We start from the raw sequence: 17,814 nt of genomic DNA, 5'->3' as shown, positions 1-17,814 counted from the left end.
ACTGAGCGGCGCAACGGCCGCGCGCCGCCCTTAGCGCGGCTGCGACGCGTCGCTCACGTGTTCGCCGTGTTCGGCGGCCCCGGCGGTATGGGCCATGCCGCACACGCCGAAGCGCTCGATCAGCGCCGGCACGCCCTCCACCGGCACGGGGCGCGAGAACAGGAAGCCTTGCGCCTCGATCGGACCGAGCGCCGCGAGCCACGCGATCTGCTCCTCGGTCTCCGTGCCTTCCACGACCACCGTGAGGCCGAGCGAACGTGCGAGATTCACGATTGCCGAGACCATCACGCACACGCTGCGGTCGGCGGGAATCGCCTGGACGAACGAGCGGTCCACCTTGAGCGTATCCACGGCGAAGCGGTTCAGGTAGGAGAGCGAAGAGTAGCCCGTGCCGAAGTCGTCGAGCGCCACGCGCACGCCAAGGCGCTTGAGCGCGAAGATTTTTTCGGAGACGAGCTCGGGGTACTCCATCATCGCGGTCTCGGTGATCTCCAGTTCGAGGCGATGGGCCGCGATGCCCGTTTCCTCGATCGCGTGCGCGACCGTCTCGTAGAGGTCGCCGCGCCAGAACTGCACGGCCGAAATGTTGACGGCCAGCGAGAGGGTTTCGTACCCCTGCTGCTGCCACTGCGCGAGCTGCGCGCAGGCCGTGCGGATCACGAAGTCGCCCACCGGCACGATGAGGCCGGTCGATTCGGCCACCGGAATGAATTCGCTCGCCGGAATCAGGCCGTACTGCGGATGGTTCCAGCGCACGAGCGCCTCGAAGCCCGTAATGCAGCGGCGCCGCAAATCGATCTTCGGCTGATAGGCGAGGAACAGCTGCCCTTCGGACAGCGCCACGCGCAACTGCTGTTCCCATTTCATCAGATGGTCGGCGCGGTGCGCGAGCTGCGGCGAGTAGAAGCGGAAGCAGTTGCGGCCCGCTTCCTTCGCGGCGTACATCGCAAGGTCGGCTTTCTTCAGCAGGTCGATCTCGCTTTCGTGTGCTACCGCGAAGAGCGCGATGCCCGTGCTCGCGTGCAGCACGAACGCGCTGCCGCGCACGTCGAACGGATGCGTGAACGCCAGGTTGGTGGCCTCCGCGAGCGAGATCGCCCGCTTTTCGATGTCGTCGCCCTTCACGATGACCACGAACTCGTCGCCGCCGATGCGTGCCAGCGTGCCGCCCGCGCCTACGGCGTCGGCGAGGCGCGCCGCGCTCATCTGCAGCACGATGTCGCCGGCGTTGTGGCCGAGCGTGTCGTTGACGGTCTTGAAGTTGTCGAGGTCGATGAAGAGGATCGCGAGACGCCCGAGGTTGCCGGGCTGCGAGACTTCGTGGCGCAGCCGCTGCAGCGTCGCGTAGCGGTTGGGCAGACCTGTTAGCAGGTCGTACTGCACGAGTTGCGACATCTCGCGCTCGCGCCCCAGCAGCTTGCCGATCAGCCCCGTCGCGACGGCGAAGAACGACAGCATGGCGAGCGAGATGAACGTCGCCATCATCAGGTAGACGTCGCGCGTGTGGTTGTAGTCGGCAAATTGCTCGGCCTGCGAGAGCCCCACGAGCACGCCGAGCGGATAGCCGTCGATGTGACGGTACGAAACGATGCGCGCGACGTGGTCGATCGGATCGACATAGGTGCCCGAGACGTGCTCGGCGATCGGATAGACGCCGCTGGCCGAGAAGGCGCCGCTCGCGCGTTCCGCGCTGCCGGTGCGGCGCGCGAGCACGGCGCCCGTGTCCGAGATCACGGCGATCACACCGTCGCGGCCAATGGCCGCGTTGTTGTAGAAGTCGCTCGTGAAGTAGCTGGGGTCTTCCGAAACCACCACGACGCCCGCGAAAGAACCGTCGGGATGATTGAGGCGGCGCGTCATCTGCAGCGTCCAGCGTCCCGACACGCGGCCGAGCACGGGCTTGCTGATGTAGAGCTGGTCGTCGTTCTCGTGCTCGTGCACGCGGAAGTGGGCGCGGTCGGAGAGGTTGATGGGCTTCGGATGCGGATCGTTGGTGTTGGCGACGAGCTTGCCGTGCTCGTCGATGATCGACACCTGCACGAGCGAGTCGCTCTGCACGACGCCTTTTTCGACCGTGGTCGCGAGATCGAAAGTCGCGGGCGACTTCTCGTACTCGTACTTCACGAAGCGCGTGATCTGGTCGACCTGGTGGATCGACTTGACGGTGTGCTGCTCGAGCCCTGCCGAAAGGATGGCCGCCGAGGCGGTTGCCTCGCGCACGGTCGCTTCCTTTTCGACCGAGAGGCGCATGAAGATCACGGCCCACAGCAGGAGCAGCACGAGCACGCCGAGGAGCGGAATGGCCAGCAGCGTGCGCGGGCGCGTGAAGGCCGGGCCGGGCGTACCGCGCTGGCTCGGGTCGCGGGAGAACGGTCGCCGGGCGGTGCTCATCGCGCCCGCCGCCCGCATGATTCGCCATGCCGCGGATGCGGCGGCCGGGACGGCAACGAGGCGCTCGGTTTCATGGGCGGCATGCTATGCGGGACGGCTGAGAGAGTGGCGCGCGGGATGCACGCGGAAATAGACACAGCAGGGCCTTTCGGCACCCGATATTCCGATATTAATGGTTGGGCAATGTTTAAGGAAGCACAGCCTCCCCGGGTATACACGAATCGTGTTACCGGGCGCGCACATTGCCTATTCGGTGAGCATAGATGCGAGGCCGCGCATAGATTTTGCGCTGCGCGCGGCCGAAGGAGGTCGTGCCGCCCGGGTGGGCGATCAGGGGAGGAGGCAGGTGCCGTCGATGACGGTCACCGATGCGCCGCCGATCCAGATTCGGCCGGCGGCATCGTCATAGTCGACCGAGACGCGGCCGTCGCGCCCCATCGCGGTGCCCTGGCGCACCGTATAGCGCATGCCGGGGCGCAGGTTCTGCTGCTGCAACAGCAGGGCGATCGCGGCATTGGCGCTCCCCGTGACGGGGTCTTCGCCCTTGCCGAGGCCCGTCATCAGGCAGCGGACCTCGAACGTGGCGGGGTCGCCCGCCGCGTGCGGGCCGTAGGCCGCGATGCCGCGTGCGCCCACGCTCTCGGCTATCGTCGTGAACGCCTGCAGATCGGGGTCGAGGGCGAGCACGGCTTCGGCCGAGGTGAAGCGCGCGACGAGCCATGGCGCGCCGTTGTCGGCGGCGCTGGGGGCTGCCCCAAAATCGATGGTGTCCGAGCGCAGTGCGGCGCGCAGCGCGTCGTAGCGGTCCGCGGGCAGCGGCGTCACGCGCGCGGGCGGGGCGGCGAAGGCCCAGCGGCTCGGCGTGCCGTGATCGGGGTGATCGCCGCGGCCTTGTTCGGCCAGTTCGACGAGACCGGCGCCGCATTGCTGCACGAGGCGGCCGGGCGTTTTCGGCCGATAGCCGCTATCGAGCAAGGCATGCGCCGTGCCTAGCGTCGGGTGCCCGGCGAACGGCAACTCGCCGCGCGTCGTGAAGATGCGCACGCGATAGTCGGCGCGCGCATCGGTCGGCGCGAGCAGGAAACTCGTTTCGGAGAGGTTGGTCCAGCGCGCGATGGCCTGCATCTGCGCGGTATCGAGGCCGTCGGCGTCGAACACGACGGCGAGCGGGTTGCCCTTGAACGGCACCGACGTGAACACGTCGACCTGTTTGAAGCGGACGCTGCGTTGGGACATGGCGGGGAGTCTCGGTGGAAGGGGAAGCACGCGCAGGCCGCCTCGGGCAAGGCGGCCTGCGCGTTGGGGCGGGTTGCCGGCGGCATGCCGCCGCGGGCGGCCGAAGCGGCTGAAGCGGCCGCGTGCTTATTCGACTTCGGCGATCAGCTCGATTTCGACGCAAGCGCCGAGCGGGATCTGCGCCACGCCAAATGCCGAACGAGCGTGCTTGCCCTTCTCGCCGAAGACGTCGGCGATCAGTTCCGAGGCGCCGTTCGTGACGATGTGCTGCTCGGTGAAGGTGAGCGTCGAGTTCACGAGGCTCATCAGCTTGACGATGCGCTTGACCTTGTTGAGGTCGCCCGTGTGGGTGTGCAGCGTGGCCAGCAGGTCGATGGCGATGGCGCGCGCGGCGGCCTTGCCTTCCTCGGTGCCGAGCGTGTCGCCGAGCTTGCCGGCCCATACCTTGCCGTCCTTTTTGGCGATGTGGCCGGACAGGTACACGGTGTTGCCGCTTTGCGCGCTCATCACGTAAGCGGCGGCGGGCGCGCCTGCCTGCGGCAGTTCGATGCCTAGCTGTTCGAGACGGTCGTAAATGTTGATGTCAGCCATGATCAGGAGTCCTCGTGGGAGAGAAAAACAACGGAAATCGGATGTGCCTCGCCGTCAGCCGCGCGCGCGAATCAGCGCGCCGAGTTTCGCGACGCCTTCGTCGATCTTCGCGGGCGGCACGGTGACGAACGACAGACGCAGCATAGTGTGCCGCGCTTCGCTTGCAAAGAACGGCGCGCCGGGCACGAAGGCCACGTTCTGCGCGATCGCGTCTTCGAGCAGCTTCATGCTGTCGATGTGCGCGGGCAGGTTGACCCAGATGAACATGCCGCCCTCGGGGCGGTTCCAGCTCACGCCCTCGGGCATGTAGCGCGTCAGCGCCGCGAGCATCGCCTCGCACTGGCTGCGATAGAGCGTGCGGATGGTCGGCACGTGCGTGTCGAGAAAGCCGTCTTTCACGACCTCGTGGACGATGCGCTGCGTGAAGCTCGGCGTGTGCAGGTCGCTTGCCTGCTTGGCCTGCACCAGCTTGAAGTGCAGCGCTTCGGGCGCGATGACGTAGCCCACGCGCAGGCCCGGCGCGAGCACCTTCGAGAACGAGCCCAGATACACGATGTGCTCGGGGGCCATCGAGAGCAGCGTCGGCAGCGGCTCGCCCGCGTAGTCGAGCGCGCCGTAGGGATCGTCTTCGACAACCGGGAACGGTGCGCGCTGCGCATACGCGGCGAGCGCCTCGCGGCGCGCGAGCGGCAGGCGGCGGCCGGTCGGGTTCTGGAAGCTGGGGATCGCGTAGAGCAGGCGAGCGCCGGCCGTCAGTGCGGGCGTGAGCGCTTCGGGCACGAGACCGAGGTCGTCGGTGGGCACCTGCACGTAGCGCGGCTCGTAAAGCGAGAAGGACTGCAGCGCGCCGAGGTAGGTGGGCGTTTCGACCAGCACCGGGCTGCCCGGCGAGACGAGCACCTTGCCGAGCAGGTCCAGCGCCTGCTGCGAGCCCGTGGTGATGAGCACCTGCGAAGGACGGATCTTCGCGCCGCCTGCCGAATGGCGCTCGGCCACCCATTCGCGCAGCGGCAGGTAGCCCTCGGTCGCGCTGTACTGGAGCGCGCCGGCCGGGTTGTCGCGCAGGATGCGGTCGGACGCGGCGCGCATGGCCTCGGCGGGGAAGGTGGCCGGCGAGGGCAGGCCGCCCGCGAAGGAGATGACCTCGGGGCGTTCGGTGACCTTCAGGATTTCGCGAATGGCCGAGCTGGTCAGCTTGATGGCGCGCTCGGACAGTTGCCAGGCGCGGGCCGGTTGAAGTTCGCTGTGGTCCATGAAGTCTCCTTTTTTCAGGTGAACGGATGAAACGCCAGGTTGGGCGCGGCGCCACACCGCGCCGCCGGAAGGTTTTCGATTATGACGCGACGCGTCTCGCAAGACGGCCGTTACACGGCCCGTGCCGGCTGCGGCGCGGTCTGGATCGAGGCGCGGCGGCCGAGCATCACGGTGAGGATCACGGCCGCCGCGTAGAACCACGCGGACGCCGCAACGTGTTCGCCGAACAGCAGCGCCGAGAACGCCATCGTGAAGAAGATCTGCAGCAGCTGCACCTGGCCCACGCGCGCGGTGCCGCCCATGGCGAGGCCCGCGTACCAGGCGAAGAAGCCGATGAACTGCGAGAACAGCGTGACATAGCCGAACGCGAGCCAGGTCTTGAGCGCGACGGGGCCGGGGTGCGCGAGATGGTGCTCCCACGCGAGCCAGCCGACCGGCAGCGCGAGAAACGGCGCCGAGAGCACGAGCGCCCAGCAGATCACCTGCCAGCCGCCGAGCTGCCGCGCGAGGCGCGCGCCTTCGGCATAGCCGAGCGCGCCGATGCCGACCGCGACGAGCATCCACGCGTCGCCGGCATGGAGCGAGCCGCCGCCCGCCTGCAGCGCGAACGCGATGACGAGTGCGCTGCCGGCGAGCGCGCTGGCCCAGAACGCCTTCGAGGGCCGCTCGTGCGAGAGCCAGGCCGCATAAATGGCGACGGCGAGCGGCTGCAGGCCGTTGACGATCGCGCCGTGCGAGGCCGGCACGCTCTTCATGGCCCACGCGGAGAACACGGGGTAGGCCACGATCACGCCGAGCGAGACCACGGCGAGGCTCTTCACCTGCGGCCAGGTGGGCCGCTGTTCGCGGCGCCAGGCAAGCAGGGCGGCGGCCGGTATCGAGGCGGCCAGCGCGCGGCCGAGGCCGTTGAGCAGCGGGTGGAATTCGAGGACGACGATGCGCGTCATCGGCAGCGTGAGGCTGAAGATCACGACGCCGACGAGGCCGAGCAGCATGCCCTGGGTTTCGCGTGCTTTCATCATGGGTGTTCGGTATGCAGGGCCGCCGGGCGGGCGCAGGCCACAGGCTGGCGGCCCGACGGGGTTTCGACCGGATCCTTACCGGTACGCACGTCGATAAATGTACCGGTATGGACGCTGACAGTAACGGTACAATCGATCCGATAGTGTTCGGTACAGTTTGGAGCCGCCATGTCCTCCGTTCCGCTCGACCAGATTCCGGCGCCGCACGACGCGGCCACGCTCACCCTCGTTGACCAGCTCGTGCAGTGGGGCCGCCGCCGCATCGAGGAGCGCGTGTTCCGTCCCGGTATGCGCATGCCGTCGATCCGCAAGCTCGCGCTCGACAAGGGCGTGTCGCGCTTCACGGTCGTCGAGGCCTACGAGCGCCTCGTCGCGCAGGGCTACCTCGATTCGCGGCGCGGCTCGGGCTTCTACGTGCGCGAGCGGCTCGCCACGGTCGCCTCGGTCGAGCGGCGCGGCGGCGCCGGCACCGGCGCGGCCGAACCGGTAGCGCCGCCGCCTCCGCCCACGCTCGACGTGGTCTGGCTGCTGCGCAACATGCTGCACTCCTCGACGAATCCCGAGAAAAAGCCCGGACTCGGCTATCTGCCCGCGCGCTGGCTGGAAGGCGACCTGATTACGGGGGCGCTGCGCTCGCTCGGGCGCCAGAGCGGCACGCAGATGCTCGGCTTCGGCTCGCCGCAGGGTTTCCTGCCGCTGCGCCAGCAGTTGCAGACGCGCTTGGCCGAACTCGAGATCGGCGCCTCGCCCGACCAGATCGTGCTGGTTTCCGGCGTCACCCAGGCCATCGACCTGCTCGCGCGCCTCTACGTGGAGGCCGGCGACACCGTGGTGGTGGGCGATCCGGCCTGGTTCCAGATGTTCGGGCGCTTCGCCTCGCAGGGCGCGCGGCTCGTGGGCATGCCGTACACCCCCGAAGGGCCGGACCTGGACGCGCTGGAGGCGCTGGTCGAGACGTGGCGGCCGAAGATGCTCGTCATCAACTCCGTGCTGCAGAACCCCACCGGCACGTCGCTCACGGCCGCGCAGGCGTTTCGCATCCTGCGCCTGGCCGAGCAGTACGACTTCATTGTTGTCGAAGATGATATTTACGGCGATCTTTGTCCGCCGGGCTATCCCGCCACGCGTCTCGCGAGCCTCGACCAGCTGCGCCGCGTGATCTACCTCGGCAGCTTTTCGAAGACGCTCGCGCCCAATCTGCGGGTGGGCTTCATCGCGTCGCGGCTCGACGTCACCCAGGCGGTGACCGACCAGAAGATGCTCGTCGGCATGACGAGCCCGGAACTGAACGAGCGCGTGGTCTACCGGGTGCTGACCGAAGGCCATTACCGGCGCCATGTGGAGCGCTTGCGCGCGCGCCTCGACGGCGTGCGCGACAAGGCCGCGCGGATGCTGGAGCGCGCAGGCATGCGCCTCTTCGTGGCGCCGGGAGCCGGCATGTTTCTCTGGGCCGATACCGGCGTCGACGCCGACGCGCTTTCCGCCGCCGGCCACGAGGCGGGCTTTTTGCTCGCGCCGGGGAGCCTCTTCTCGCCGCACCAGTCGCCCACCACATGGATGCGCTTTAACGTGGCGAACTGCGGAGACCCGGCGCTGTCCGCGTTTCTCGCGAGCTATCTGGACGGCGTGGCGCGCCGCGGCGCAGGCACCAGTACAGGCACCGGCCCTTGAAAACCGGCCGGACCGTCCCCATCTGGGCGGTCGGCGCGTCGCAGGCGGCGCGAAAGCCATCTAATCTGCACTGCAACGAAACAACGAACGAGGACTTATGGCCCAGGAAACGATGAGCTTCCAGGCGGAAGTGAAGCAGCTTCTGCATCTGATGATCCATTCGCTGTACAGCAACAAGGAAATCTTCCTGCGCGAACTGATCTCCAACGCGTCGGATGCAGCGGACAAGCTGCGTTTCGAGGCGATCGAAAACAGCGCGCTCTACGAAAACGATCCGAACCTGCGCATACGCGTGGGGTTTGACAAGGCCGCGCGCACGATCACGATCGACGACAACGGCATCGGCATGAGCCACGACGAAGCCGTGTCGAACCTCGGCACGATCGCGCGTTCGGGCACGAAAGAGTTCTTCGGCAAGCTCTCGGGCGACCAGCAGAAGGACGCGGCGCTGATCGGCCAGTTCGGCGTGGGCTTTTATTCGGGCTTCATCGTCGCGGACAAGATCACCGTGGAAACCCGCCGCGCCGGTCTGCCCGCGAGCGAAGGCGTGCGCTGGGAAAGCGCGGGCGAGGGCGACTTCTCGGTCGAGACGATCGAGCGCGCCCAGCGCGGCACGACGATCACGCTGCATCTGCGCGAGGGCGAGGACGAATTGCTCTCCGCGTGGAAGCTCAAGTCGATCATCCAGAAGTATTCGGATCACGTCGGCCTGCCCATCGAGATGAAGAAGGAAGAATGGGACGCCGAAAAGAGCGAGATGGTCACGAAGGACGAGTACGAGACCATCAACCAGGCGAGCGCGCTGTGGACGCGCGCGAAGAGCGACATCGGCGACGAGCAGTATCAGCAGTTCTATCAGCATCTCGCGCACGATCACGAGAACCCGCTCGCGTGGACGCATAACCGCGTGGAAGGCCGCAGCGAGTACACGCAGCTGCTCTACGTGCCCGCGCACGCGCCGTTCGACATGTGGAACCGCGACCACAAGAGCGGCCTGAAGCTCTATGTGAAGCGCGTTTTCATCATGGACGACGCCGAGCAGTTGCTGCCGAACTACCTGCGCTTCGTGAAGGGGGTGGTCGATTCGAGCGATTTGCCGCTCAACGTCTCGCGTGAAATCCTGCAGGAAAGCCGCGACGTCAAGGCGATTCGCGACGGTGTGACCAAGCGCGTGCTGTCGATGCTCGAGGAGCTGGCTTCTGCACAAACCGACGCCGAAGCGAAGGAAGAGGACAAGGCGAAGTACAAGACGTTCTGGACCGAGTTCGGCCAGGTGCTCAAGGAAGGCATCGGCGAGGATCATGCCAATCGGGAACGCGTGGCGAAGCTCGCGCGTTTCGCCTCCACGCACAACGACACGGCCGAGCAGAACGTCTCGCTGGCCGATTACGTTGCGCGCATGAAGCCCGAGCAGACGAAGATCTACTACGTCACGGCGGATACGTGGCAAGCGGCGAAGAACAGTCCGCACCTCGAAGTGTTCCGCAAGAAGGGCGTGGAAGTGCTGCTCCTCACCGACCGCGTGGACGAATGGGCGCTCTCGTTCCTCACCGAGTTCGAAGGCAAGCCGCTCGCGAGCGTGGCGCGCGGCGACCTCGACCTGGGCGCGCTCAACGACGAGGAAAAGCAGCAGCAGGAGAAGGTGGGCGAGGAACTCAAGCCGCTCGTCGAAAAGATGAAGGAAGCGCTCAAGGACAAGGCGAAGGACGTGCGCCTCACGTTCCGCCTCACCGACTCGCCCTCGTGCCTCGTGGCCGACGAAGGCGAGATGAGCGGCTACCTGCAGCGCATGCTGAAGGCGGCGGGCCAGAATGCGCCCGAGTTCCATCCGATTCTCGAAGTGAACCCGGAACATCCGCTCGTGAAGGCGCTTTCGGCAGACCGCGCCGACTTCGCCGACTGGTGCCATCTGCTCTTCGATCAGGCGCTGCTGGCCGAAGGCGGTGCGCTGGAAGATCCGGCGAGCTTCGTCAAGCGCACGAACGCGCTGCTGCTCGCACGGTGATGGGGCGTTGACGGGGCGTTGTTGGGGCGTTGATGGGCGCGCCGCCAGGCCGGCGGCCTGCCCGGCGTAAGCCCTCCTTCGAAACCCCTCGCGGCATGGTTTGCCCCGAGGGGTTTTCTTTTGCGCGCGTGCGGGCGCCGCGCCTGGGGCGGGGCCTATAATGCGCGCCATGTCCATCCGATTCGATGCCGCCGACGCGCGCTGGCGCGTCGCGCCCTTGCCGGCCTTCAGTCCCGCTCAGAAAGACTGGCTTACCCGCGGCGGTTCGCTGACCGCGCATCTGCGCACATTGGGCCAGGTGGAGGTGCGAGTGACACGCGAGGCCGTTGACCTGCCCTGGCCCGACGAGCGCGCGGCGCTCGGGCTCGCGCCGCGCGAGCGGGCGTGGGTGCGCGAGATCGCGCTCGTCGTGGACGGCGTGCCGTTCGTGGCCGCGCACAGCGCAACGCCGCTGGCTGCGAGCCACGGCGTCTGGCAGGCCATGCGCAGCTTGCGCACGCGGCCGCTCGCAGAACTGCTTTACAGCGATAGCGGCGTGGCGCGCTCGGCGCTCGTGAGCCGACGCGTCAATGCGCGGCATCCGTTGCATGCGCTCGCGGCGCGGCAGACAGCGGGGCATGCGCCGCACGCATTCTTTGCCCGGCGTTCAGTGTTCGAGCGGCATGGCGCGCCTTTGCTCGTGACGGAATGCATGCTGCCGGCGCTGTGGCTGCACCTTGGCGGCGTAGTTGCGGGCGGCACGCGTGCCGTCCATCTGGGGCGCGAGCGCGGCCCGCTCGACCATACCGCTTCGCGTGCGCATGCCGCGCAACGCGAGCATCCTATGTCGCGCTGAGCTTGCGCGCGGCCTTTTGCCCATGACGTTCAAGCGCTCTTTCCCCCCCGTCGTCGATGACGAGACGCGCGTGCTGATCCTCGGTAGCCTGCCGGGCGAAGCGTCGCTCGCGCAGCAGCAGTATTACGCGCACAAGCAGAACCGCTTCTGGCATTTGATCGGCGACGTGATCGGCGAGGACCTGCGGGCGATGGAATACCCTCAGCGGCTCGAGGCGCTGCTCGCGCATCGCATCGGCTTGTGGGATGTCATTGCAGAGGCGCGCCGCGAAGGCAGCCTCGACAGCCGGATTCGCGACCATGCCGCGAACGATGTGGCGGCGCTCGTGACCTTGCTGCCGAATCTCGCGGCGGTAGCGTTCAACGGCGGCACGGCGGCCAGGCTCGGCATGCTGGCGCTGGCGGACAGCGGCAGGCCGCTCGATTTCGTCAGGCTGCCTTCGAGCAGCCCTGCCTATGCGGCTGTGCCTTACGCCGAGAAGCTGCACGCGTGGGAAGGATTGCGCAAGTGGCTCTTGCAGGAGCGCGCTTAGGTCTGCATTTCGGACCGCTCTCGGTACTGCGCTTGGTACTGCGCTTGGTACTGCGCGATCAGGCGGCGAATACGACTTCGATATGCCCTTCGGCTTCCGAATGGCGGTCCGGGCCAACGACGATGCGCACGTCGCGCCCGAGCTTCGCGAGACATTCCAGCATCTTCGTTTCGCTCACGCCGCGAAACTGCCCGCGCAGCATGTTCGAAAGTTTGGGTTGCGTCATGCCCAGCACTTTGGCCGCCTGCTGCTGAGTCCATTTCCGTGCCTGGATGATCTCCCGAATTTTTGTGGCGAGCTGCGCCTTGACGAGCATTTCGTCGGCATTGGGGATATCCAGGTCGGCATAGACATTGTCGCTGCCGCGTTCGATCTCGATCATTTCACTTCTCCTTTCGCATGCGCTTCGGCCGCCTTGATACGCTCGCGAACCAGGTCCATGTCGGGCTTGGGTGTCACGATGCCATAGCGAGATTTTTTCTGGAAACAGTGCAGCACGTACACGGCATTGCCGAGCTTCACCGTGTAGACCGCGCGGTACGTGCCGCTCTCCGCCGATTCGACGACTTCTAGCACGCCCGCCGATCCAAAGCCCTTCAATGGCCTGGCCCGCTCGTGCTTTCGTCCCGTCTGGGCCAGATGCAATGCATAGCCGAACGTGTCTTGTATCGTGTCGGGCATCGCTTTCAAGTCCTTGCGCGCGGTGCCGACCCAGTAGAGGGGTTTGGTGTCGTGTTCCATTGGCGAATTTATATCTATTTGGGTATATTTGCAAGGGATATGTGCAAACGACATGACTCGGCGCAGGGGAGACGTGCAGACGGTGGGGAGACGACTATGAAGTCGTCAGGAATGCTTGTTTTTATGGATGCCGAGCCCGGCGGCGCCGTGCTTCGTATTTTTCTTTTAGTCGAAGCAGGCGGGAAGTCGGCCAAGGGATATATGACGTTTCGCCGAGTCTGCTATTTGCGAGGCTTGCAGCGCCGCGTTAGCATGCCAAGGCAACGTCGCTGCACGCACAACTATCGTCGGGGGGAGAAGAGACGACAATGAACGGAAAACGCCAGCTTCTAACTGCTGTGCTAGCAGCATTCGCGCTTATGCTCGGCGCTTGCGCGTCTGAAGAGGCATCGTCGACGGGTCCTCACCATTGGCTCACGCCCGAGCAAGTGACGCAGCGCTGCCTTGCCTACGTCGCCACGCCTGGCTTTGCCGCGCCTGCCGAAACCACATTGAGCGCACCGCAATGGCGGCGCTACGTCGCCTGCAAAATCGAAAGCAACCTGCGCGCGCGAAGCAGCAAGCTGACCGGCGACCCGGTCGCGGTCGTCACGATCCGCGTCGCACCGGACGGCGCGATTACTTCGGTGACGCTGGCAGGCACGAGCGGTAGCGACGAGTGGGATCAAGCCGCCCGTCGCGCGATCGACGCCGTCCTGCCTCTGCCGGCCGTGCCGCCCTCCCTGCGTGTCTCGCGAATCGACATGCATTTCCGGCCCGCGAAGATCGACCCCATTGCGCTGAAAGACGGGGCCTCTGCAAGCGACGGAGCGGGCGCGGGCACGGGGCTCACCGGCGAAAGCCACTGGAGCGTGCAGCATTGCAACACGGTTGGCGGTGCGACGGCGTGCAACTGAGCGGATAGGCCACCCGCGCCGTCGATGCCGGATTGCGGCGGATTGTGCCGGTACGAGCCGCGACGAATGCTATGCTCTGGTCCGCCCGCTAATTTGCCTATTCAGCAAGAAGAATTTTCATGACGACTTTGATCAAACGCGCCTCGGCCGAAGCGCGCGCATTTCGCACCGACCACAACGCCGATTTCGCAGCCGCGCCGCGCGCGAAGGTCGACAAGGCCGCGAAGACCGCCGCTCGTGCCCGCCGCGCCGCCGAAGACCTCGAACACGCGCCGCTCATCGAAGCGCCGCGCAAGCCGCGTTTCGCGCCGGTGACGTTCTCGGAAGAGGGCGGCGTGCGCTATCTGCACTTCGGCACCGAGTGGGTGCAGGGCGCGATGCGCCTGAAGAAGCCGCATCACATCGAGCTCGAATACGCGCAGCAGATGATGGCGTGGCTGCTGTTCCTCGCGACGCCGAAGCGCATCGTGCAGCTCGGCCTTGGCGCCGCGGCGCTCACGAAGTTCGCGCATCAGTATCTGCGTCCCGCGAAGGTCGAGGCGATCGAGCTGAATCCTGCCGTGGTGGTGGCCGCGCGCACGATGTTCGAGCTGCCGCCCGACGACGCGCGCCTCGCCGTGCGCGAGCTCGACGCGTGGGACTTCGTGAACGACCGCGCGAACCATGGCACGATCGGCGCGCTGCAGATCGACGTCTACGACGCCACGGCGCGCGGCCCGGTGCTCGACAGCGTCGCGTTCTATCGCTCCGCGCGCGCGTGCCTCACGGATGCGGGCATCGCGACGGTCAACCTGTTCGGCGATCACCCGAGCTTCGTGCGCAACATGAAGCGTTTGAACGAAGCGTTCGAGGGCCGCGTGATCGCGCTGCCCGAGGTGCACGATGGCAATCGCATCGCCGTTGCCTTCTCGGGGCCGGCGCTCGAGGTCACGTGGGCGGCGCTCGACAAGCGTGCGCGCCTGCTGGAAACCCGCCTTGGCCTGCCCGCCCATCAGTGGGTGAAGGCGCTGCGCGAAGCGAGCGGTCAGCAGGGCGTGACGTTTTCGATCTGAGGGCGCGAGCCGAGAGTCGCCCAGGGCCGGTCGCTGACCGGCCTTTTTCATTGCGCCGAGGCGCGAGGCTTGTTGGCCAAATGTAATTGGTAGTGCGCGCTTGCAGGCCAGGTTCCCGAAGGTCTCGATTCAAGATATCCTCTCTTCGAATTCGCGCGGCGGTCCAAAGAAAATTGCAGACTCCGCGCTAGAACAACATATCGGGGCGGGTACCCAATGGGCGTCGAGAGGCCAGAAACGCAGACAACCGCGCAGATAGCGCGGCAAGCGGACAAACAGAACCGGCATCGCCGGGTTCTCGCGAAGTCCGTTCTCGCGACGGCGACGGTCGCCGTCATCCTCACCACGGGCGTTTTCTACACGTCCGGGATTTCCTCCTTTGCGGCAGGGTCCGGCGACGACGTGAGCGATGCCGATCGCAAGGCTCGCATCGACGCCTTCAACGCGCTCAAATATCTGCCACTGGCGCAGGTGGATACGAAAGACATTCCGGCTGCCCTCGGCTCGATGCACCTGAGTCCGGCCGATCGGGCAACGATCGCCGCGGCGATGGCACCTGCGAGCGCGCCGTTGCCCGCGCTTGCTCATGCCGCATCGGCGTCGCCGCTCTCGGCAAGCGAGCGCTCGCCGGCGAACGCCGCCGTTGCACCCGCAACCGCACCCAACACGGCCCGCGTCGCGAAGCCCTCGCCCGCACCGGCCGGTGCCGTTGGCGAGAGGACACGCCTGACGCTCGCATGGGTACGGCTTTGGGACTCGGATGTCGAAGACGGCGATGTCGTTCGCATCGACAGCGCCGGCTATTCGCGAACAGTCACACTAACTAACCGCGGACTGACTTTCGCGGTTCCGGTGCCGGCAAACGGCCAGATCCGGATCACGGGCGTGCGTGACGGCGATGGCGGGGGGATCACGGTGGGCCTGGCTTCCGGCGCCGCGCAGGCGGTCCTGCCGGTCATGAGCGTAGGTCAGGTGCTGACCTTGAATGTCAGGACGAACTGATGCGCTGGCTCAATTCTCTCGCGACGCGCTTCGCCCCGCTGGCTTTCGTTGTCATGGCGTGCGTGGCGCTCGCCCAGTTCCTGTTGCAGCACAGTCCCGACGCCGCGCCGCTCGAGCGCTACGGACACGAAGCGGCGGATTTTCTGCATGGTCATGCATGGACCCTGCTAGGGATTGCGATCGTTTTCTGGCTGCTCGCTTTCGCGGGCTTATTTCACGACCGGCATCGGAAGCGCCATCCCGATGCCAAGGCAGACGGGTGGGTAATGGACGCACTTGACAGGCTCACAAATCGGAGCGCGCTCGAGCAGAAGCTCGCACAGGAGCCCGAGCCACAGATCATCGACGCGGAGAAGCTGGCCGACGCCCTGAAAAGCAAGGTCATCGGCCAGGACGCGGTCTGCAGCGACATGGCAGCCCAGATTCGCCGTCGCCTCGCCCTCAGGCAGCGCAACAAGCCTATCGGTGTTTTCATGCTGGCGGGGCCGCCGGGCACGGGCAAAACCTATCTGGCGAAGTGCCTTGCGGCGGAGCTGGGCCGCTCTCTGCTGCACTTCGACATGACCCAGTTTTCGGGCGGAGCGCATGCGGCGACGCAGCTCTTCGGCGCATCGAAGGGCTACGTGGGCTCGAATACTTACGGCAAGCTCACGGCCGCGTTGCGCGACACGCCCGATGCCGTGGTGCTGCTCGATGAAATCGAAAAGGCGCACCCCGAGATTCACAAGAACTTTCTCACGGCCTGGAACGACGGCTTCATTACCGAAGCGTCCGACGGCAAGCAGATTTCGACCACGCGCGCGATCTTCGTCCTGACCACGAACGCGGCAACGGACGATCTGCAGGCTTTGAGCGCTACCTATGCCAACGACGCGGACGAGCTGCGGCGGGCTTCCACGAATGCGCTGCGCGAAGCGGGCTTCGCGCCCGAGGTACTCAATCGTATCGACCGCATCTTCGTCTTCAAGTCGCTTTCCGGTCTCGACATCGCACGCGTCGCGGCGCTCGAAATCGAAGCGATGATCAAGAGCTACGGACTCGACGTCGCGAACGAAGGCATCGATCCGGACATCCTGATCGACATGATGCGACGCCAGCAGCGCATCGGCGTCGGGGCTTCGTCGCGGGATCTGGTGCGCGCCGTGGAAGAGTCGCTCGCCGATACGCTCATCGACGCCAAACAGCACGGCTTCGCCCGGGTGCGGCTCGTGTCGGATGCGGGCGCCGTCGTTGCCAGGCCGGAAGCATGAGCGCAGACGTGCAGGGCGCCACCGATCGCAAGTCCGATTCCCTGTGGGCGCGGGCGCCATTGTGGCGTGCCTGTTTGTCGGTCGCCGTACTGCTCTCGGCCGGGGTCGTGTGCTTTCCGCCCAGCTGGCGCACGGTAGACAACACGCCGCTGCCCGCGCTGCCTGAGTCGATTGCTTACCACGCGCCGCCGGCCCCCGTCGTGCCGCCGGCCGAGTCCATTGCGCGGACGGCCACGGCCGCAACGCCCCAGCCTGCGGCGACGCAGGGCGCGTCGGCGGCCATCGTGGCGCGCGCGGAGGCCAAGGGGCGGCAAGCGAAAGCGGCCATGACGACGGCCGATTCGAACATGCCCGCGAAGGCACTCCCCAAGGCATCCGCGCAGGCACCCGTGAACGCGCAGATTTCTATGGCTGTGCCGACCGCCACGACCAGCAGCGATGCGTCGGGTCTGAACAGCGCCTTTGTCGGGCGGACCTATCGCCAGTCGATAGCGGTTGCCGGCTACGAAGTGCCGCTTCCGCCGGGGCAGTGGGCCATGCTGGCAAACAGCAGTATCAAGGCGCGCGGCGGCTCGGGCATTGCCTATTTCCTGGGCCGCATCGAGCACCGCAGACTCGTGGGTGCGGTGCGCGTATTCGCCGTGCACAGCAACGACCAGCCCGGGACCGGTTTTCCCGCGGCGTCGGGGTGTGTGAGCGGCAATCATGACGTGAACTACCTCTCCCTCGATTCGGTCACGCCGTTCGGACATCAGGCCTGCTGGCTGATCAACAATTACTTCACGCCGCCATGGCAGCAGTGGGCCGATCGCGCGACCAGGATGTCGGCGCTGGATCGTGCCGCAGCGGGCGATCTCGCGGCAAAAGGCGTGGACTATCCGCAGGATCTGGTTGACGTTCGATTTACCCGTGCGGAGACCTGGGGGCTGCTCGAAGTGTCTTATCTGTTCGATCCCGAACTGGATGGCGTCACGTCGGGCACCGCACTGTCCGTGCGCGATTCGGAGTGGCATGGACCGAATGCCGATCGGTTTCCCGACAAGCTCGCCTATATCGCGAAAATGCGCGACTGGGGCGAGGGCTTCTGGCCGAAGTTCCAGGCGGCATTCGATACCGGGATGCCGCCGTCCTTCTCGTCGGGCTCCGACGGGCGCAAGGAATTCAGCGCGATGCCTGGGAGCGGTCCCGCCGCCCCATGACGCCCTCCCGGATTGGGATCCCCCCGGCTTGACCCGGCGCACGGCGCTCTATACTCTCTTTGTCGTTTTCGGGGACCTGGCCGGCTACCGGCCTGCCGGGCCAGGGGTCGCCACGGGGGCGGCTCGCGCGACACCAT

At 66.4% G+C, this 17,814-nt stretch carries 16 protein-coding genes; 9 read left to right on the top strand and 7 right to left on the bottom strand.

The features are described 5' to 3' along the window. Positions 1-30 precede the first annotated feature (30 nt). The 5 genes from BAC01S_RS15315 to BAC01S_RS15295 form a co-directional block, all read right to left on the bottom strand. Positions 31-2,391, bottom strand: a complete 2,361-nt coding sequence (locus BAC01S_RS15315; protein WP_027795562.1) for a bifunctional diguanylate cyclase/phosphodiesterase — start codon at positions 2,389-2,391, stop codon at positions 31-33. A 330-nt stretch (positions 2,392-2,721) separates the two neighbouring features. After that, positions 2,722-3,627 (bottom strand): PhzF family phenazine biosynthesis protein, encoded by a 906-nt coding sequence (locus BAC01S_RS15310; RefSeq protein WP_027795561.1) that lies wholly within the window; start codon positions 3,625-3,627, stop codon positions 2,722-2,724. A gap of 126 nt (positions 3,628-3,753) precedes the next feature. Further along, on the bottom strand, positions 3,754-4,218 hold the full coding sequence (locus BAC01S_RS15305; protein WP_027795560.1) for a RidA family protein: 465 nt from the start codon (positions 4,216-4,218) through the stop codon (positions 3,754-3,756). Positions 4,219-4,272: 54 nt separating this feature from the next. Beyond that, positions 4,273-5,472 carry an aminotransferase-like domain-containing protein gene (locus BAC01S_RS15300; protein WP_027795559.1) on the bottom strand — a complete coding sequence of 400 codons (1,200 nt, stop codon included), beginning with the start codon at positions 5,470-5,472 and terminating at the stop codon, positions 4,273-4,275. Between the two features lie 110 nt (positions 5,473-5,582). Continuing rightward, a complete protein-coding gene (locus BAC01S_RS15295; protein ID WP_027795558.1) occupies positions 5,583-6,491 on the bottom strand; it encodes a DMT family transporter in 909 nt (302 codons plus the stop codon). Positions 6,492-6,662: 171 nt separating this feature from the next. Here BAC01S_RS15295 and BAC01S_RS15290 point away from each other — a divergent pair, with 171 nt between their 5' ends. From BAC01S_RS15290 to BAC01S_RS15275, 4 genes are all read left to right on the top strand, one after another. Further along, positions 6,663-8,165: an aminotransferase-like domain-containing protein gene (locus tag BAC01S_RS15290; RefSeq protein WP_027795557.1), complete on the top strand. Its 1,503-nt coding sequence runs from the start codon at positions 6,663-6,665 to the stop codon at positions 8,163-8,165. Between the two features lie 97 nt (positions 8,166-8,262). Then, positions 8,263-10,170: a molecular chaperone HtpG gene (gene htpG / locus BAC01S_RS15285; RefSeq protein WP_027795556.1), complete on the top strand. Its 1,908-nt coding sequence runs from the start codon at positions 8,263-8,265 to the stop codon at positions 10,168-10,170. 169 nt (positions 10,171-10,339) lie between these two features. Continuing rightward, on the top strand, positions 10,340-11,005 hold the full coding sequence (locus tag BAC01S_RS15280; RefSeq protein ID WP_027795555.1) for a chorismate--pyruvate lyase family protein: 666 nt from the start codon (positions 10,340-10,342) through the stop codon (positions 11,003-11,005). Between the two features lie 22 nt (positions 11,006-11,027). After that, positions 11,028-11,537 carry a DNA-deoxyinosine glycosylase gene (locus tag BAC01S_RS15275; protein ID WP_027795554.1) on the top strand — a complete coding sequence of 170 codons (510 nt, stop codon included), beginning with the start codon at positions 11,028-11,030 and terminating at the stop codon, positions 11,535-11,537. 58 nt (positions 11,538-11,595) lie between these two features. Here the strand turns inward: BAC01S_RS15275 and BAC01S_RS15270 are convergent, their stop codons facing one another. Beyond that, a complete protein-coding gene (locus tag BAC01S_RS15270; protein ID WP_027795553.1) occupies positions 11,596-11,919 on the bottom strand; it encodes a helix-turn-helix domain-containing protein in 324 nt (107 codons plus the stop codon). Continuing rightward, positions 11,916-12,278, bottom strand: coding sequence for a type II toxin-antitoxin system RelE/ParE family toxin (locus tag BAC01S_RS15265; protein ID WP_043202376.1), 363 nt, complete (start codon positions 12,276-12,278; stop codon positions 11,916-11,918). The genes BAC01S_RS15270 and BAC01S_RS15265 overlap by 4 nt, the downstream gene beginning before the upstream one ends. A gap of 359 nt (positions 12,279-12,637) precedes the next feature. Between BAC01S_RS15265 and BAC01S_RS15260 the strand changes: the two genes are divergently transcribed. The 5 genes from BAC01S_RS15260 to BAC01S_RS15240 all read left to right on the top strand — a co-directional run bounded on the left by BAC01S_RS15260 (position 12,638) and on the right by BAC01S_RS15240 (position 17,677). Next, positions 12,638-13,174, top strand: coding sequence for an energy transducer TonB (locus BAC01S_RS15260; RefSeq protein ID WP_169740124.1), 537 nt, complete (start codon positions 12,638-12,640; stop codon positions 13,172-13,174). Between the two features lie 119 nt (positions 13,175-13,293). After that, entirely contained in the window at positions 13,294-14,226 is a 933-nt protein-coding gene (locus tag BAC01S_RS15255; protein WP_027795550.1) for a class I SAM-dependent methyltransferase, read from the top strand. Positions 14,227-14,442: 216 nt separating this feature from the next. Further along, the gene (locus BAC01S_RS15250) at positions 14,443-15,228 is read left to right on the top strand and encodes a hypothetical protein (RefSeq protein ID WP_027795549.1); all 786 of its coding nucleotides are present in this window, start codon (positions 14,443-14,445) and stop codon (positions 15,226-15,228) included. Then, a complete protein-coding gene (locus tag BAC01S_RS31395) occupies positions 15,228-16,478 on the top strand; it encodes an AAA family ATPase (RefSeq protein WP_043202371.1) in 1,251 nt (416 codons plus the stop codon). Before BAC01S_RS15250 ends, BAC01S_RS31395 begins: the two co-directional genes overlap by 1 nt. After that, on the top strand, positions 16,475-17,677 hold the full coding sequence (locus BAC01S_RS15240; RefSeq protein ID WP_027795548.1) for a hypothetical protein: 1,203 nt from the start codon (positions 16,475-16,477) through the stop codon (positions 17,675-17,677). The genes BAC01S_RS31395 and BAC01S_RS15240 overlap by 4 nt, the downstream gene beginning before the upstream one ends. Positions 17,678-17,814 lie beyond the last annotated feature (137 nt).

It is taken from the genome of Paraburkholderia acidipaludis NBRC 101816 (assembly GCF_000684975.1).
Classification (GTDB): Bacteria; Pseudomonadota; Gammaproteobacteria; order Burkholderiales; family Burkholderiaceae; genus Paraburkholderia; species Paraburkholderia acidipaludis.
This window is presented reverse-complemented; position numbering and strand designations above follow the sequence as displayed.

Bases quoted from the DNA above. Each gene is read 5' to 3' on its own strand.
- BAC01S_RS15315 (WP_027795562.1), bottom strand. From the start codon at position 2,391: ATGAGCACCGCCCGGCGACCGTTCTCCCGCGACCCGAGCCAGCGCGGT.
- BAC01S_RS15310 (WP_027795561.1), bottom strand. From the start codon at position 3,627: ATGTCCCAACGCAGCGTCCGCTTCAAACAGGTCGACGTGTTCACGTCG.
- BAC01S_RS15305 (WP_027795560.1), bottom strand. From the start codon at position 4,218: ATGGCTGACATCAACATTTACGACCGTCTCGAACAGCTAGGCATCGAA.
- BAC01S_RS15300 (WP_027795559.1), bottom strand. From the start codon at position 5,472: ATGGACCACAGCGAACTTCAACCGGCCCGCGCCTGGCAACTGTCCGAG.
- BAC01S_RS15295 (WP_027795558.1), bottom strand. From the start codon at position 6,491: ATGAAAGCACGCGAAACCCAGGGCATGCTGCTCGGCCTCGTCGGCGTC.
- BAC01S_RS15290 (WP_027795557.1), top strand. From the start codon at position 6,663: ATGTCCTCCGTTCCGCTCGACCAGATTCCGGCGCCGCACGACGCGGCC.
- htpG (WP_027795556.1), top strand. From the start codon at position 8,263: ATGGCCCAGGAAACGATGAGCTTCCAGGCGGAAGTGAAGCAGCTTCTG.
- BAC01S_RS15280 (WP_027795555.1), top strand. From the start codon at position 10,340: ATGTCCATCCGATTCGATGCCGCCGACGCGCGCTGGCGCGTCGCGCCC.
- BAC01S_RS15275 (WP_027795554.1), top strand. From the start codon at position 11,028: ATGACGTTCAAGCGCTCTTTCCCCCCCGTCGTCGATGACGAGACGCGC.
- BAC01S_RS15270 (WP_027795553.1), bottom strand. From the start codon at position 11,919: ATGATCGAGATCGAACGCGGCAGCGACAATGTCTATGCCGACCTGGAT.
- BAC01S_RS15265 (WP_043202376.1), bottom strand. From the start codon at position 12,278: ATGGAACACGACACCAAACCCCTCTACTGGGTCGGCACCGCGCGCAAG.
- BAC01S_RS15260 (WP_169740124.1), top strand. From the start codon at position 12,638: ATGCTCGGCGCTTGCGCGTCTGAAGAGGCATCGTCGACGGGTCCTCAC.
- BAC01S_RS15255 (WP_027795550.1), top strand. From the start codon at position 13,294: ATGACGACTTTGATCAAACGCGCCTCGGCCGAAGCGCGCGCATTTCGC.
- BAC01S_RS15250 (WP_027795549.1), top strand. From the start codon at position 14,443: ATGGGCGTCGAGAGGCCAGAAACGCAGACAACCGCGCAGATAGCGCGG.
- BAC01S_RS31395 (WP_043202371.1), top strand. From the start codon at position 15,228: ATGCGCTGGCTCAATTCTCTCGCGACGCGCTTCGCCCCGCTGGCTTTC.
- BAC01S_RS15240 (WP_027795548.1), top strand. From the start codon at position 16,475: ATGAGCGCAGACGTGCAGGGCGCCACCGATCGCAAGTCCGATTCCCTG.